The organism is Gleimia hominis, assembly GCF_032085515.1.
Lineage (GTDB): Bacteria > Actinomycetota > Actinomycetes > Actinomycetales > Actinomycetaceae > Gleimia > Gleimia hominis.
Window position 1 is genome coordinate 1,128,626 of the sequence record NZ_JASXSX010000001.1, and the last position, 16,509, is coordinate 1,145,134.

Below are 16,509 nucleotides of genomic sequence, written 5' to 3' on the forward strand. Positions count from 1 at the left end.
ACGCGGTTCGGTTGTGAACCGTTCACACGAAGTGTGCTCACTGCCGGCGAATCATCCACACCGCATTTATTACGGAAAATTTATAACAAAACTGGTGTACGTCGAGTCTAAGACCTTTGGGTAAGCCCTAGCCACTCAAACCAGCCGCGGTGTAATACAATCCACGCGATCAAACCGTACCCAGCCTGCGACGGCAAACCAGTTACGCTCATCGCCAAATCGTCGTGCCACTGATCGTGCGCCTCGAGGGGCCCGTACGTGTCGACAAAAGGAATTCCGCGGCGTTCACAAACCTCCTGACAAGCTTTCGACACGTCTTTCAGCGCCGCCCGGTCAGAGGTGCGCAGCGGGGGAGGACCCACAATCAAAGTGGCGATCCCCCGTGAAGCTGCCACATCCACAATATTCGCGAGGTTAAGGCGGGTTCGGGCAATCGACAGGCCCGCTTCCACATCGTGAGTTCCCACCCCGATGACGAGCCGGTTATCCGCTCCCTTTCGGAACCGTGGGTACACTTCGGCTTCCCACCGTTCCACCAGTTCCGTAGTTGATTCTTGAGGGCGTGCTAGCGGCATCACGTATGAATGGTCCGGCATTTGTGTGCGCGCCACCGCGCGCCCCAACCACCCTAAACTGCGGGGGTCACCCGACCCGGCAACCAGTTCATCGCCTATAACACAGATGCGTAACTCGCTCACGCATACCTCCCTCTCCCCGGTGTCTACTCAAGGATACGCGGTGGTGACCAGTGAATCGATCACCACCGCGTGTAAACCCGTCTTTCGCGTGTAAACCCCTCTCATTCGCACTGAGTGCACCCGAGCCCGCCCATAGGGTGAGCCGGACTTAAGGTGTTACGCGTTCAAACCAAGCATTCTTAGGCTTTGGAACCGAACGCCTGCTCGATCAGAACAGCGTGCTGCTGTTTGTGCAGCCCCATCGTCCCAGCCGCGGGGGATGCCGCAGCCGGGCGGGCCACTACTTCAACTCCGCCATCCCACTGGTTGAACAGGTTCAGCGCCAAGAACGGGTACGCCCCCTGGTTCTGCGGTTCGTCTTGTACCCACACGCGCTGCGCGTTGGAGTATTGCCCGAGCACGGCCTCCAACTCGTCCCACGGCAGCGGGTAGTACTTCTCTAAACGCACAATCGCAACGGAGTTATCCTCGCGTTTATCGCGTTCTTTCAACAGGTCGTAGTAGACCCGCCCCGAGCACAGCAGCACCCGTTTAACAGCGGACGGGTTTTCGCGTACCTGCGGATTGACCTCGTCGATCACCGGTTGGAAACTGCCGTGGGTGAAGTCTTCCACGCTCGATGCGGCAGCAGATAGGCGCAGCAGCTGTTTTGGCGTGAAGGCAATCAACGGGGTACGCGGACGCCGGTAAGCCTGGGTGCGCAACAGGTGGAAGTAGTTTGCCGGCGTTGACGGCTGCACCACCCACATGTTGTTCTCCCCAGCCATCGTCAAGTAGCGTTCGATCCGCGCACTCGAGTGGTCCGGCCCCTGCCCTTCATAACCGTGAGGCAGTAGCAGCACAACGGAGGAACGTTGCCCCCACTTCTGCTCCGCTGACACTACGAACTCGTCCACCACTGTTTGTGCCCCGTTAGCGAAGTCACCGAACTGGGCTTCCCACAGCACGAGCGCATCGGGCCGCTCCACGGAATACCCGTATTCGAACGCCATCGGCGCGAACTCCGACAGGGAAGAATCGTAGATCTGCAGTGCGGCCTGATCTTCCGTGAGGTTATTCAGCGGTGTCCACTCGCGCCCATCCTCGTGGTCGTGCAGCACTGCGTGGCGCTGAACGAATGTGGCGCGGCGGCTATCCTCACCGGACATGCGTACGGGAGTGCCCTCAACGAGCAGGGAACCGAACGCCAAAAGCTCGCCGAAGCCCCAGTCGATCTTCCCATCGCGACTCATCTTCTGACGCTTTTCTAGCAACTTACGCAGTTTCGGGTGCGGGTGGAACCCTTCTGGTACCGCCACGTGCGCATCCCCGATGCGGTGCACGATCTCTTGCGGGATCGCGGACTCCCACCCAATCATCTGGCCTTCGCCTTCGCGCTGGGACTGGGGGATTTCCAAACCGTGGCGCGTGTCTTCACTGGACCCCACCGGCATCCCATCGTTCTCCCGCGTTTCCTTCAAAATCTCATCCAAAGAATCGTGGAAGTGCTTCAGCGCTTTCGCCGCTTCCTCTTCGGTAATGTCACCGCGCCCCACGAGGTTCGACAAGTAGTGTTCGCGCGTGGTGGGGGTGCGGTCGATCAGCGAGTACATCACCGGCTGCGTCATCGATGGGTCATCGCCCTCATTGTGGCCGCGGCGACGGTAGCAAACCAGGTCGATAATCACGTCCTTATTGAACGTCTGCCGGTATTCGAATGCCAGTTTCGCAACCCGCACCACCATCATCGGATCGTCCGCGTTCACGTGGAACACGGGGATCTGCAGGCCTTTCGCCATGTCCGTGCAGTACTGGGTTGAACGGCCTGCGGCGGGGCCAGTGGTGAACCCAATCTGGTTGTTCACCACAATATGCAGCGTCCCCCCGGTTGCGTAGGCCGGTAGTTGACTCATATTGAGGGTCTCGTACACCACGCCCTGGCCGGCGAACGCCGCATCCCCATGAATCAGAATCGGCAGTACCGGGAAGCCATCTTCGCCCAACTGGTCTTGCTTAGCGCGCGCGACGCCTTCAAGTACGCCGTCAGCTGCCTCCAAGTGCGAGGGGTTGGCCGCCAGGTACACTTTCGTGGCGAAACCATCGTCGGACGAGTACACGCCCTCGGTGCCCAAGTGGTACTTCACGTCCCCCGAGCCCTCCGCGGTACGCGGGTCCACGTTGCCCTCAAACTCAGAAAAGATCTGGGCGTAAGACTTACCTGCAATATTGGCCAGAACGTTCAGGCGGCCCCGGTGGGCCATCCCAATCGTGACTTCTGAAATGTTCTCGTGCGACGCCACGTAGAGTACGCGGTCGAGCAGTGGAATTAACGACTCCCCACCTTCTAGCGAGAACCGTTTTTGCCCCACGTACTTGGTTTGCAGGAACTGTTCGAACGCTTCCGCCCGGTTCAACATGGTGAGCACGTGCTTGTGCGCTTCTCGCGACGGCTGCTCCCACGGGTGCTCTACCCGCTCTTGAATCCACGCGCGCTGGTTCGGGTCGGGGATGTGCATGTACTCAATGCCCGCGGTGCGCGTGTACGTGTCGCGCAACTGTTCCAGAATCTCGCGCAACGTCATGTGTTCGCGACCCCCGAACCCACCGGTGGGGAAAGAGCGGTCTAGGTCCCACACGTTCAACCCGTAGTTCGTGATTTCTAGGTCCGGGTGCTGGCGCACCTTGTATTCGAGCGGGTCCGTGTCTGCCGCCAAGTGTCCGCGCGTGCGATACGCGTGGATCAGTTCCACGATGCGGCTCGGTTTGTCTTTTTCAAACTCTGGATTGTATTCGTGGTCTTGCGCCCACGCGTATGCCGGGTAGGGGATCTTCAGGGAGCGGAACACGCGTGTGTAGAAGTGGTCTTGGCCCGCGAGTTTGCGCATTACTAGCCGCAGGAATTCGCCCGATCCCGCACCTTGGATAACGCGGTGATCGTACGTGGAGGTCATGGTCATGACTTTCCCGATCCCCAGGCGCGCCAACCGGTCCGGAGACGCTCCTGCCCATTCCGCCGGGTAGTCCGTGGCCCCAACCCCAATAATTGCCCCTTGTCCCTGCATGAGGCGGGGGACAGAATGCGTTGTCCCAAGCGTCCCGGGGTTGGTTAGGGTGATTGTTCCGCCCGCGAAGTCGTCCGGCCCGAGTTTGCCGGCGCGAGCGCGTTTCACGAGGTCCTCGTACTTTTCTACGAACTGCGAGAAAGTGAGCGTGTCCGCGTCGTGTACGACAGGCACCATTAGGGAACGCGACCCATCTTTGCGTGGCAGATCAATCGCGAGCCCGAAACCGACGTGCGCAAAGTGTTCCACAGCGGGCCGGCCTTTTTCGTCGAACGTGTACCGCAGGTTCATGGAAGGCATCTCCACGAGCGCTTCCACGAGTGCGTAACCGATTAGGTGCGTAAATGAAATCTTGCCACCGCGCGTGCGCCGCAGGTGCGAGTTGATCACCATCCGGTTTTCGATGAGTAGTTTCGCGGGAACTTGCCGGGCCGACGTAGCCGTTGGGATCTCCAGGGAAGCTTCCATGTTTTTCACAACCGCACGTCCCACTCCTTTGAGACGTTCGATCCCGTCCTCCACCGTCGTATCCACGAGCTCGTCCGCCGCACTGGCTGCGCGTTGGGCGCGCACGTACGGGGAAGTGGGTTCTTTTGATTTCGCTGGAGGGGCAGGCGGCAAATCTGAACGCGTCATGTCTGCCGCGTGTGGATAGTGCTTTTTCTGTTCAGCAGCGTCTTCTGCGCGGCTTGGTTCCGCGGGGGCCTTGCCTGGTGCCGGAGGGGCTGGTGGACGCGGTGCTGCTTGGATCGGACCGGACGATTGAACATTCATGCCGTTAGGTTCCTTTAACTATCCGTTCTCTACAAGCCTGGCGCGTACGCGCGCACGCCTGCAGATGACTGTTGGGAGCTTGATACCTCTAGTGTAGGCACAAAACTCAACAAAATATCTTGACATGAAGATAGTTTTAGGTGAATTTATCCAAGCATTAAGTGAACACACGTCCCTATGGGGAAAACTTTTATGGTTGCTTAGATCACCGCGCCGAAACCTGTTGGAGCTAGGGGACCAGGCTCAAAATTAGGTAGGGTTAACGTGTGGATTCTAACGATAAGTATCGAAGTACCGCGCCGGTGATGCGCCGGTGATCTTTGACATCCTCATGGTGGTCTTAGGGATAGTGTTGACCGCCGGGACCGCACTGTTCGTGGCCGCCGAGTTCTCTTACGTAGCGCTCGACCCCGCTTCGGTTGAAAAACACGCTAAGAATGGCGACCGGTCCGCCTCAAAAGTTGCGACTGCTATCAAATCTCTTTCCACCCAGCTTTCGGGTACGCAAGTGGGAATTACCCTCACCACGATCCTGCTGGGGTACACCACCCAGGTGTCACTGACCGCCCTGCTGATGCGTGGCCTGCATTCAATCGGACTGTCCGTCGCATTGGCCGGCGGAATCGGGGCGGTGGTCGCGATAATTATCGTGAACGCTTTCTCAATGCTGTTTGGTGAGCTGGTCCCCAAGAATCTGTCGTTAGCCGCTCCGCTGAAAGCCGCAGAGTTCGTAACTCCGTTCCAAACACTATTCACTAGAGTTTTCCACCCCCTCATCCGTGTGCTGAACGGTACGGCAAACGCGCTGCTGCGCCGGGTGGGAATAGAACCGATGGAAGAACTATCCTCGGCCCGCTCCGCATCCGAACTAACCGCATTAGTGCGTCACAGCGCAAGCGAAGGCACGCTCGACACAGGTACTGCCACACTGCTAGCCAAATCCCTGTCAATCGGGGAATTATCCGCAGAAGATGTGATGACGGACCGGGGGCGTATGCAGTACCTGCGTGAATCCGACACCGCACAAACTGTAGTTGACCTCTCGCGCGTCACCGGGCACTCGCGGTTTCCCGTGGTCGGTGACGACTCCGATGACATTGTCGGATTTGTTTCGCTTCGGCGTGCTGTTGCGGTGCCGTTTGAACGCCGGCCAGAAGTGTCCGTGCTGTCCTCATCCCTCATGTCGCCAGCGCCGCAGGTTCCCGAAACGCTGCCCCTGGCACCACTGCTGGTGCAACTGCGCGGCGAAGGCCTGCAAATCGCAGTGGTCGTAGACGAATACGGGGGCACCGCGGGGATCGTTACCCTCGAGGACGTAGTCGAAGAAATTGTGGGGGAAGTAGCGGACGAACACGATTCACGCCGCCACGGCATCCGCCGTATGCGCTCGGGAGCCTGGCGGGTACCCGGAACGCTGCGCCCTGACGAACTGCTGGAACGCACCCAAATCCAAGTCAGTGACGACGGTCCATTCGAAACACTCGCGGGCCTCGTGATGGATCGACTCGGACGCGTGGGGCAAGTGGGTGACGAAGTGGAAACCGATGGGGTAAAGCTTCGGGTGGTGCTGATGGACGGACGACGAATCGAACAAATTGAGATCACGAAACCCCAGGAGGAGTCATGAGCCTCCCGGTTGGACTAGCAGTGACCGTCATCCTCCTGGCTTTAAACGCATTCTTTGTGGCCGGGGAATTCGCAGTAACCTCGTCGCGGCGCGCGCAGATAGAACCGTTGGCGCAAGAAGGACGACGGGGTGCGCAAACTGCGCTGTGGGCAATTGAACACGTGTCCGTCATGCTTGCGATCTGCCAGCTGGGTATCACGGTGGCATCGACTTCGCTCGGAGCGGTGGCGGAACCCGCGATTGCTCACCTGGTGGAAGCCCCTCTGAAGCACGCGGGGCTGCCCGCCGCGAGCGCTCACGTGGTGGGCTTCATAGGTGCGCTGCTCATCGTGTTGTATCTGCACGTTGTATTTGGCGAAATGGTGCCGAAAAACGTGTCTGTCGCGATGCCGCAGCGCGCCCTGTTGTTCCTGGCTCCACCACTGGTGGCGTTCGGTAAACTGCTGCGCCCCGTGGTGACCAAAATGGATCAGTTAGCGAACTGGTTCGTGCGCCGCGTCGGGTTGGAACCAAAAGCGGAAGTGTCTGCCGCATTCACCGCGGACGAAGTGGCGTCGATCGTGGAACGCTCCCAACAAGAAGGCATGATTGATGACGACTCCGGGTTGCTCTCTGGCACCCTCAAGTTTTCGAACGAAACGGTTGGTTCCACCATGGTGCCTCTTGCAGATTTGGTGACCCTTCCGGTTGGGGTGACGCCCGAAATGGTGGAACGGGAAGTGGCGAAAACCGGGTACTCGCGGTACCCGATAGTGGATGAGCATGGGGTGCCGGTGGGGTACATCCACGTGAAAGACGTGTTGTATGCCAACGAGCGGCGGCGGTTTGACCCGGTCGACACCTGGCGGGTGCGGGATCTGGTGAACCTGGATTCGAACATGGAAGTGGAAGAAGCACTGCGGGAAATGCAGCGTTCTGGCACGCACTTAGCGGAAGTTACGCAGGCGGGTGTGGTTAAAGGCGTTATTTTTTTGGAGGATATTTTGGAGGAGCTGGTCGGTGAGGTACGTGACGCTCTCCAGCGTTGGCAACTGCCCAGCGCGGGTGATGAGACTGCTGGGTGAGGCAGCGCGATGATGCAGCAGGGTGATTCGGCGCGATGATGCAGCGAAATGAGTTGGCGGAATGAAGCGGCGCGGCGAGATTAAACCGGGTTTAACCGGGTTGAGCCGGGTTGAGCCCGCGAAAATAAGTCGGTTACGTTGAGCCGGTGAGGTTTTACACAGGACGCGAGAACTGTAGAAAACTTCATCATTTCGTTATAGATTTGTAACAGTCTTGAGGGCTTCCACCTTTGTTTCGTGGAAGTTCGGGTAATTATTGGTCCAATCTGACGCAACTGAAGGAACTGAACTGTTGAACTCCACGTCTACGCAGTGCCCGTTGCCCACCAGGGCTCAGCGACGCAAACAACGGAAACGCGAACAGTGCTCAAAGCAGCGTTCGCATGCCAACCGGATTGTGCGCGCTGGAGCTGTGACGGTGCTGGCGGCGGCGACTGTGGCGATTCCTGTGTCTGGGTTCGTGGGGCCAAACAGTTCGATCACGCTGCCGTCTAAACAGTTCGCGGTGGCAGCAGCGGGTGATTCCTGGGCGGGGCAACCGGATTCTACGGTTGAGCAAGCCGATGACCTGCATCGCAGTGAAACCGCGTCTTCGCGCGCGCGAGTGCGCACCCCGCTGCAAGTTTCGCAGTGCATGAAGTTGGATTCGGCTAATGGGGATCGTCCGGTTACGCAAACTGCCGAACTGATTTGGCCCCTTGCCCAAGGCTCATTCAACTTCGCGTCACCGTTCGGCATGCGGTTCCACCCGGTGTTGGGGATTTCCCGGCTGCATGCGGGCGCAGATCTAGCGGCCCCAGCGGGCACCCCGATTTTCGCCGTAGCTGACGGCGTGGTGGTGGATTCCCAGCCGATGGAAGGCGCGGGATACTGGGTGCGGATCAAACACGAGTCCGCTGATGGGGGCGTGTATTACTCCGGGTACGCGCACATGTTCCCCACCGACGTGAAAGTTCAAAAGGGAGATTCCGTGAAAGTTGGCCAAGAGATCGCGCTCGTTGGAAATAACGGGATGTCCACTGGCCCGCACCTTCACTTTGAGATCCACGACAGCGCTGACACCCCGATTGATCCGGTGGATTGGCTGAAAGAGCAGCAGGCCACGTACGCGGGAGAGGACTGCAAGTAATGGCGTTCAAGGACGCTGGCGATAAAGTAATGGCGTTCAGAGACGCTGGTAATAATATGTACGCGCGCCACCATGAACCCATTATTATTGCCCACCGCGGTGGCGGTTTTGCCCCAGAGAACTCTTGGACCGCGTTTTCGCGCGCCATTGACGACGGCTTTTCCTATATTGAGACCGATGCGCATGTGACAGCCGATGGGCGCGTCGTGCTCATTCACGATCCGTTTGTAGGTAGGGTCACCACGGGCGCGGGGCTAGTTAAAGATTTCACGTATGAGGCACTGCGCAAACTCAAGCTCACGGGCGAGCCCGGTTGTGGGGTACGCCCCTGCGAGCACCCGATTCCACTGTTAGAAGAGGTGCTGGAGGCGTTTCCACACGCCCGGTTCAACGTTGATGCGAAGGAACCGCAGGTGGTGGAGCCGCTGGCTCGTATCGCTCGGAAGTACCCGCAGCGGGTGTGTTTAGCCTCGTTCGAGGTTTCGACGCTGCGGAGGTTACGCAAGGCGGTTGGCTCCGCCGGGGTCGTTACTTCCCTTGCCAGCATGGAGGTTGCGCAGCTGGTGCTCGCCGCTCAGCTTACGGTGCCTCCCAGCTGGCTGTCCGTACCCGCGCCGGCAGATGGTGTGGTGGCGGTTCAAGTTCCATTGTCGTACCGGGGAGTACCGGTGGTGACCCCGCGGTTCGTGGCGTCCGCGCACAAGCACGGACTGGCGGTCCACGTGTGGACCCTCAATAGTGTGCCGGAAATCCACCGGGCTTTAACGCTTGGTGTCGATGGAATTGTTACTGATAAACCGCGTTTGGCACGCACGGTTTTGCGACACTTTCGGGCCCAACCCGGGTCGCATTTTTAACCCGAGCCCTCACGCTGGTACACTAGCGTAGGTCCGCCCCGATAGCTCAGCGGATAGAGCGTCTGCCTCCGGAGCAGAAGGTCGCAGGTTCGAGTCCTGTTCGGGGCGCTTTTTCATACCCATTTGCAGGTGGAACGCCGTGCGCGTGTCTCAGAAGTTGAGCGTTGAAAAAGCGCTGCCTGGGCCCTGTTAGGCTGAATAAGACCAGCGGTTTGCTGGGGGTAAGTAAACTCATCGTTTAGTTAAGGAAATCCGATGAACAAAAAGATTCTGGCCGTGCTGTCCAGCGTTCTAGTCATCTTCGGTTTGGTTGCGTGCTCCAACGGTAACCATGCCCAGAACTCGAACTCGGACGAGCATCGCCATCATGAATCTACGTTCACAGTCGGATTCGACGCTAGCTTCCCTCCTTATGGTTTCAAGCAAGATGGTGAATACGTAGGTTTCGACCTGGATCTAGCGCAAGAAGTAGCTAAACGGCAAGGTTGGGAACTGGTGAAACAACCGATCGACTGGGACTCTAAAGACGCGGAATTGAACGCGGGAACCGTCGATTGCCTGTGGAATGGGTTCACAATGACGGGGCGTGAAGACAAGTACACGTTCTCTAAACCGTACGTGAATAACTCGATCGTGGTGGTGGTTAAGGCAGACTCGAAGATCCAAAAAGCCGAGCAGCTCGCCGGTAAGAACGTGATCGTGCAGGCGGATTCGTCTGGTTTAGCCGCGTTGAAGTCCGATGCTAATAAGAGCCTGGTTGCAAAGTTCGGCAACCTTACGGAGGTACCTGAGTACGATTCCGCCTTCATGACCCTCCAATCTGGTGCGGCCGACGCTGTTGTGGTGGACCAGCCGGTTGCGAGTTTCCAGTTGAATTCCCGTGGGGCAGATAAGTTCCGGGTGCTTGAAGACCCGATCCAGGTGGAGGAATACGGGATTGGCTTCAAAAAAGGCAACACGCAGTTGCGCGACAAAGTGCAGCAGTCCCTCGACGAAATGAAAAAAGACGGAACCTTCTTGAAGCTCGCGAAAAAGTACGAGATTGAAGATTCCGTAATCGAATAACCGCAGTTTGCGGGTGCCAGATCCTCGTTTTTGGCGCGTTTTCTCGGCACCCGCAAAACCGGGCTCACCAGTTCTAAACCATCTTGCACGCTGAGAGTATTAGCGAGAAACCATTATGCTTGAAGAAATTATTACTCAACTAGCTGGCGGTCTAGTAAATACCGTCATCGTATTCACCCTCACCCTCGTGTTTTCCATGCCCCTGGCCCTAGTCGTGTACCTGGGGCGGATCAGCAGGTTCTTTCCGCTGCGCGCACTCGTGCAGCTATACATATCTGTAATGCGGGGAACGCCGCTTATTTTGCAGGTGATGGTCGTTTATTTCGGCCCCTACTACCTGCTGGGAATTGAAATCAGCCCCCAGTACCGGTTCTACGCCGTCGTAATCGCGTTCACGGTGAACTACGCAGCGTATTTCGCGGAAATCTACCGAGGTGGGTTTCAATCCATTCCTCGAGGGCAGCGGGAAGCTGCATTCGTATTGGGGTACTCACGCCGCCGCACGTTTTTGACGATTGAGCTGCCCCAAATGTTTAGGCGGGTACTACCGTCGATCACGAACGAGGTGATTACGCTGGTGAAAGACACTTCATTGGCGTTCGCGATTGCTTACGCAGAGATGTTCACGGTTGCCAAGCAGCTGTCGGCCGCATCTGCATCCATGACACCATTCATTGTGGCGGGCGTGTTCTACTACGTTTTCAACCTCATCGTGTCAGTCGTTATGGAACGCATTGAAAAACGCATGGGCGTTTACGCGATTTAAGGAGCTTGAGAATGAACGCGTTACAGATTTGCGATATGGAAAAATCCTTCGGAACCAACCGGGTCCTCAAAGGCGTGTCTTTAACGGTTGAAGAAGGGGAGGTAGTGGCGATCCTCGGTCCGTCTGGCTCCGGTAAGTCCACGTTGCTGCGCTGCGCCACATTCTTGGAACAGATGGACAGTGGGCAGATTTGGTATTCGGGGCAGCTGGCGTTAGAAAAACGCGCGGGCAAGAAAACGAGCGCGGCAGATGAGCAGCGGTTCCGCCACGATTTCGGCTTGGTGTTCCAAAACTTCAACCTGTTTCCGCACTGGAGTGTGCTGCGCAACCTCATGGATTCACCATTAAAAGTACAAAAACGCGATCGGGCGCAAGTGCGAGCTCAGTGCCTGGAACTGTTAGACCGGATGGGCCTGGCGGATAAGGCGCAGGCGTACCCGGGGGAGTTGTCGGGCGGGCAACAGCAGCGCGTGGCGATTGCGCGGGCACTGGCGAGGAACCCGAGGATCTTGTTTTTTGACGAACCCACCTCCGCACTGGACCCGGAGCTGACCGGGGAGATTTTGCAGATTATTCGCGCTCTAGCGCACGAGGACATGACGATGGTGATCGTCACGCACGAAATGGATTTCGCAGCAGAAGTGGCGGATCGAGCAGTATTCGTTGACGACGGGGTAGTGCTGGAATCTGGACATGCGCGCGAGCTGATCCGCAACCCGCAGCAGGATCGCACTCGGCGGTTCCTCAAGAAACTGCGCGGTCAAACAGCGTAAGTAAAGTTCGATATTATGGCTGCATGACTATGAGGTATAACACCGTAGGCTATTCGGGTTTGCAAGTGTCCGCCGTGGGGATTGGTGGCAATAATTTCGGTCGCGCCCACACGCGTACCGAGAGCCCAGAAGGCACCCTCGAGGTAGTGCGGACGGCACTGGAATCGGGAATCAACCTGTTTGACTTGGCGGACTGCTACGGGCGCGAACCCGGGCTCTCTGAAACCCTGTTCGGGCAGGCGTTGAACCAGCTCGGCACCCTGGGGGAGAACGCGGTTGTCGTCACGAAGTTCGGGATGGACATGCGCGGCGTTAACGGCCCTGAACACGGGGCGCGGGGCTCACGCCGATACATGATGCGCGCGCTCGAAGCTTCCCTCAAACGGCTTGGACGCGACCACGTCGACCTGTACCTGTACCACACGCCCGACGGGATTACCCCACCGGAAGAAACGCTGGCAGCCATGTCGGACGCTGTGCGGGCCGGTAAGGTCCGCTACATCGGTACCTCAAACCACGCGGGCTGGCAGCTGGCGGATCTGGCGCACCTCGCGGACGAGCCGGGCATGGTGGCGCCCATCGCTACGGAATCGCACTACAACCTCCTGGACCGGCGGGCGGAACTGGAAGTTATTCCCGCGGCACAGCGTTTTGGTTTGGGAACGTTACCGTATTTTCCGCTTGCAAACGGGTTGCTGACCGGTAAGTACCGCCACGGTAAAGCCCCCGATGGGACGCGGGTGGCGCATTCGAAACCGCAGCTGCTTGAGTCAACGGATTGGCAGCAGATTGACGCGTTCATTGAGTTCGCGCACGAGCGGGAGCTTTCCCCGTTGCAGGTCGCGTTTTCTTGGCTCGCGACCCGCCCGACGGTGCCGTCCGTAATCGCCGGCGCCACTACACCCGAGCAAGTGCGGCAGAACGCGCAAGCAGCCGACTGGGTGCCGCAGCCCGAAGACGAGGCTGCGTTAGAGGAAATCTTCCCCGCCCCAGACCGCATCGCCCTGTTTTAGGGCCGCATTAACCTGTTTAAACCGTTTAGAAAGGACACCATGAGGGTACATATTGCAGCTGATCACGCGGGTTTTGAATTGCGTGAGGCCCTAATCAAACACCTGAGTGAGGAAAACTATGAAGTGGTTGATCACGGGGCGAAGGATTACGACAAGCTCGATGCCTACCCACCAATGTGCATTGCGTGCGGGAAAGCGGTGGCTGGTGAACCCGATTCGCTGGGTATCGTGATCGGCGGGTCCGGTAACGGCGAGCAGATGGCAGCGAACCTCGTGAACGGGGTGCGGGCCGCGCTCGTGTGGAACGAATCCACCGCGGCTCTTGCACGCGAGCACAATAACGCGAACATTATTGCGATCGGCGCGCGGCAGCACTCGGTCGAGGAAGCGATAAGACTCGTGGACGTGTTCCTAACCACCCCGTTTTCGAACGAGGCACGCCACCAAGAACGCATCGACATGATGAGTGAATACGAACAGCAGCGCTAAGGATCGCTTGCAAGCAGTTATTACGGCCCGTGAACATGAGAGGACTCACGGGCCGTAAATACCCTTCAGCACTGCTAAACCGTAGTATTGAAGTTGTGACTCCTAAAGATCTTGAAGAATTAATCAACGCGGTACTAGCGGACCTGCAATCTCAGGGCACGCTCGAAGTACCGCAACTGCCAGCAGCAACCGTGGAACGCCCCCGGAACCGAGAACATGGGGATTGGGCCACGAACGTGGCGATGCGGCTGGCGAAACCCGCTCGGAAAAACCCGCGGGAACTAGCGCAACTGATTGCGCAAAAGCTCCGTGATAGCGACGGCATCGCGAGCGTAGAGGTGGCTGGGCCAGGGTTTATTAATATTCGCCTCGACGCTGCTTCCGCCGGTGAGCTGGCACGCACCATTTTGCAAGCCGGTGACAAGTACGGTAAGTCAACCGCTCACAGTGGGGTGCACGTGAACTTGGAGTACGTGTCCGCGAACCCCACCGGCCCCATCCACCTGGGGGGTGCCCGCTGGGCGGCGGTGGGGGACACGCTCGCCCGGCTGCTGGAAGCCTCGGGTGCAGAAGTGACCCGCGAATACTACTTCAATGACCACGGTGCGCAGATCGACCGCTTCGCCCGCTCCCTCCTTATGCGCGCGCAGCACAAGCCAGTGCCTGAGGATGGGTACGGGGGCGCCTACGTGGATGACATTGCGAACCAGGTGCTAGCCGATGTCGAGGCAGCTGGGGAAGCGAACCCGTTGGAGCTGGATGAGGCCGCGGCACTCGAGGTGTTCCGCGCCCGCGGCGTAGCCCTCATGTTCGACCAGATTAAAGACAAACTCCGGGAGTTTCGCGTTGAGTTCGACGTGTTCTTCCACGAGGAATCCCTCCACCAGTCCGGCGCCGTGCAAGAAGCAGTTGACCGGCTGCGAGAACGCGGCGTTATCTACGAGTCAGAGGGAGCCACCTGGTTGAAAACCACTGACTTTGGAGACGACAAGGACCGCGTCGTGTTCAAATCCGGAGGGGACGCCGCCTACTTCGCCGGGGACATCGCCTACTACCTCGATAAACGCAAGCGGGGTGCGGACGAGGTCGTGATCATGCTCGGCGCGGACCACCACGGTTACATTGGCCGCATGATGGCAATGTGCGCTGCATTTGGCGATGAGCCGGGTAAGAACCTCCAGATACTAATTGGGCAAATGGTGAACCTGCTCAAAGGGGGACAACCAGTACGCATGTCGAAACGAGCGGGCAACATTGTGACGCTCGACGACCTGGTGGACGCCGTGGGGGTAGACGCGGCCCGGTACTCACTGGTGCGGTCTTCAATGGACCAGAATGTGGACATTGACTTGGACGTACTCGCTTCGAATACGAACGACAATCCCGTGTACTACGTGCAATATGCGCATGCCCGCACCGCGAACGTATCGCGTAACGCGGCGGCGCACGGGGTGAAACGCGACGCCGGCTTCGACCCGGCGCAGTTGAACACGCCAGCGGACGCGTCCCTACTGGGAGTGCTCGCCCAATTCCCCGCGACCGTAGCCCAGGCGGCGCAGCTGCGTGAACCCCACCGGGTGGCGCGGTACCTCGAATCCCTGGCGGCTGCCTACCACGCGTGGTACGGGCAGTGCCGGGTAAGTCCGCGGGGAACCGACCCGGTCGATGCCGGACACGTAGCCCGCCTGTGGCTCAACGACGCTACCACCCAGGTGCTAGCAAACGGACTGACCCTACTTGGGGTCGACGCGCCCACGCGGATGTAGCCTCGCCCTCGACAGGAGCCCGTGGTAACTCAATGCACGCAGTGAACGCAGAACCGGCGGACCGGCCCGACTTGTGGCCGTGGTCCGCCGTGCGCGGTGACGACGGGCAACTGCACCTTGGGGGCATGCCGGTGTCACAGATACTTGCCGGCATCCACACCCCCGTGTACGTCCTCGACCAGGCGGACTTTAAAGGCCGCGCCTACGTGTGGGCTACCGCGATGGCGGAGGAGTTCTGGGACGGCTACGGCATGAACGGTGGCCGCGCCTACTACGCGGCGAAAGCGTTCCCCAGCGGCTACGCTATGCGCGAAGCAGTTTCAGCAGGCATGGGCGTGGACACTGCGAGCTTGGGGGAGCTCACGGTTGCGCTGCAAGCCGGGGCCCCGCCCGAAGACGTTGGGTTACATGGGAACAATAAGTCTGATGAGGAACTGCGCCTAGCGATTCAAACCGGCCCGGCGGGCATTGGTCGCATCGTCATTGACTCTGAGGAGGAAGTGGAGCGGATCGGCGAGATTGCACGTGAACTTGGGCGGCGTGCCCGCGTAATGGTGCGTGTCGCGACCGGGGTGCATGCGGGCGGACACGAGTTTGTCGCAACGGGCCACGCAGATCAAAAGTTCGGCCTGTCGCTCGCGGCGGGGGATGCGAAACGCGTGGCGTGGCGGGCGGCGGAGCATCCGGATTTGCAGTTCGTCGGTCTTCACGCGCACATTGGTTCGCAGGTTTTTGAACTGGAAGCATTCGTGCAGTCCGCCACCCGCCTCGTGGGCCTTGTGAAAGAACTTCAAGAGGTAGGAGTTCCGTGCGGTGAACTAGATTTAGGGGGCGGCTACGCGGTCGCATACACGGCGGCGGATCCGGTGGCGCCGTCGCAGCGGGACGTTGCGCGGAGATTGGCGGAGGCAGTCCGGAGCGAATGCGCTAGCGCGGGCGTGCCGGTGCCACTGGTTTCCGTCGAACCGGGCCGGTCCGTGGTGGCCCCAAGCGTCGTCACGCTCTATCGGGTCGGCACCGTCAAACCCGTGCCCACAGAGTCGGGTCGGCGCATTTACGTAAGTGTGGATGGCGGGATGTCGGACAATATCCGTCCCGCCCTGTACGGCGCGCGCTACAGTGCGATCTTGGCGAATCGGACTTCACCCGCCCCGCTTGTGGACGTGCGGATCGTGGGGAAGCATTGTGAATCGGGCGATATCATTGCTGCTCACGCGTCGTTGCCACAAGACGTGCGGCGCGGTGACGTCCTCGCGGTCCCCGTGACGGGCGCGTACGGGCATGCGTTAGCATCAAACTACAACCTGCTGCCCCGGCCGGGCACCCTCGGAGTAGAGAACGGGCAGAAACAGTGGATTATCTACCCGGAGCAAATTTCGGACCTGATGGTACGGGACGCGTTCATTAATGCACGCCCCACCCCGTGAGTACCACAACGAAAGAGGAG

At 59.0% G+C, this 16,509-nt stretch carries 13 protein-coding genes and 1 tRNA gene; 12 read left to right on the forward strand and 2 right to left on the reverse strand.

The window, feature by feature from the left end; genetic code table 11:
• Positions 1-107: 107 nt before the first annotated feature.
• Together QS713_RS04765 and QS713_RS04770 are read right to left on the reverse strand one after the other, a co-directional pair.
• Positions 108-698, reverse strand: coding sequence for a GDSL-type esterase/lipase family protein (locus QS713_RS04765; protein WP_313272882.1), 591 nt, complete (start codon positions 696-698; stop codon positions 108-110).
• A gap of 179 nt (positions 699-877) precedes the next feature.
• Entirely contained in the window at positions 878-4,513 is a 3,636-nt protein-coding gene (locus QS713_RS04770) for a multifunctional oxoglutarate decarboxylase/oxoglutarate dehydrogenase thiamine pyrophosphate-binding subunit/dihydrolipoyllysine-residue succinyltransferase subunit (protein WP_313272884.1), read from the reverse strand.
• Positions 4,514-4,829: 316 nt separating this feature from the next.
• Here QS713_RS04770 and QS713_RS04775 point away from each other — a divergent pair, with 316 nt between their 5' ends.
• From QS713_RS04775 to lysA, 12 genes are all read left to right on the forward strand, one after another.
• Complete coding sequence (locus QS713_RS04775; protein ID WP_313273766.1) at positions 4,830-6,140, forward strand: hemolysin family protein; 1,311 nt, start codon at positions 4,830-4,832, stop codon at positions 6,138-6,140.
• Positions 6,137-7,204 (forward strand): hemolysin family protein, encoded by a 1,068-nt coding sequence (locus QS713_RS04780; RefSeq protein WP_313272886.1) that lies wholly within the window; start codon positions 6,137-6,139, stop codon positions 7,202-7,204. Before QS713_RS04775 ends, QS713_RS04780 begins: the two co-directional genes overlap by 4 nt.
• Before the next feature lie 256 nt (positions 7,205-7,460).
• The gene (locus tag QS713_RS04785; RefSeq protein WP_313272888.1) at positions 7,461-8,333 is read left to right on the forward strand and encodes a M23 family metallopeptidase; all 873 of its coding nucleotides are present in this window, start codon (positions 7,461-7,463) and stop codon (positions 8,331-8,333) included.
• A complete protein-coding gene (locus QS713_RS04790; RefSeq protein WP_313272891.1) occupies positions 8,333-9,190 on the forward strand; it encodes a glycerophosphodiester phosphodiesterase family protein in 858 nt (285 codons plus the stop codon). Before QS713_RS04785 ends, QS713_RS04790 begins: the two co-directional genes overlap by 1 nt.
• A gap of 35 nt (positions 9,191-9,225) precedes the next feature.
• Positions 9,226-9,298 (forward strand) — tRNA-Arg (locus QS713_RS04795).
• Positions 9,299-9,445: 147 nt separating this feature from the next.
• Positions 9,446-10,255 carry an amino acid ABC transporter substrate-binding protein gene (locus QS713_RS04800; RefSeq protein ID WP_313272892.1) on the forward strand — a complete coding sequence of 270 codons (810 nt, stop codon included), beginning with the start codon at positions 9,446-9,448 and terminating at the stop codon, positions 10,253-10,255.
• A 115-nt stretch (positions 10,256-10,370) separates the two neighbouring features.
• Entirely contained in the window at positions 10,371-11,021 is a 651-nt protein-coding gene (locus QS713_RS04805) for an amino acid ABC transporter permease (RefSeq protein ID WP_199171051.1), read from the forward strand.
• An 11-nt stretch (positions 11,022-11,032) separates the two neighbouring features.
• On the forward strand, positions 11,033-11,794 hold the full coding sequence (locus QS713_RS04810; RefSeq protein WP_313272898.1) for an amino acid ABC transporter ATP-binding protein: 762 nt from the start codon (positions 11,033-11,035) through the stop codon (positions 11,792-11,794).
• Between the two features lie 23 nt (positions 11,795-11,817).
• Complete coding sequence (locus QS713_RS04815; RefSeq protein WP_313272901.1) at positions 11,818-12,807, forward strand: aldo/keto reductase; 990 nt, start codon at positions 11,818-11,820, stop codon at positions 12,805-12,807.
• 39 nt (positions 12,808-12,846) lie between these two features.
• On the forward strand, positions 12,847-13,296 hold the full coding sequence (locus QS713_RS04820) for a ribose-5-phosphate isomerase (RefSeq protein ID WP_313272903.1): 450 nt from the start codon (positions 12,847-12,849) through the stop codon (positions 13,294-13,296).
• A gap of 95 nt (positions 13,297-13,391) precedes the next feature.
• A complete protein-coding gene (gene argS, locus QS713_RS04825; protein WP_313272904.1) occupies positions 13,392-15,062 on the forward strand; it encodes an arginine--tRNA ligase in 1,671 nt (556 codons plus the stop codon).
• Positions 15,063-15,094: 32 nt separating this feature from the next.
• Positions 15,095-16,489 carry a diaminopimelate decarboxylase gene (gene lysA / locus QS713_RS04830; RefSeq protein ID WP_313272907.1) on the forward strand — a complete coding sequence of 465 codons (1,395 nt, stop codon included), beginning with the start codon at positions 15,095-15,097 and terminating at the stop codon, positions 16,487-16,489.
• Positions 16,490-16,509 lie beyond the last annotated feature (20 nt).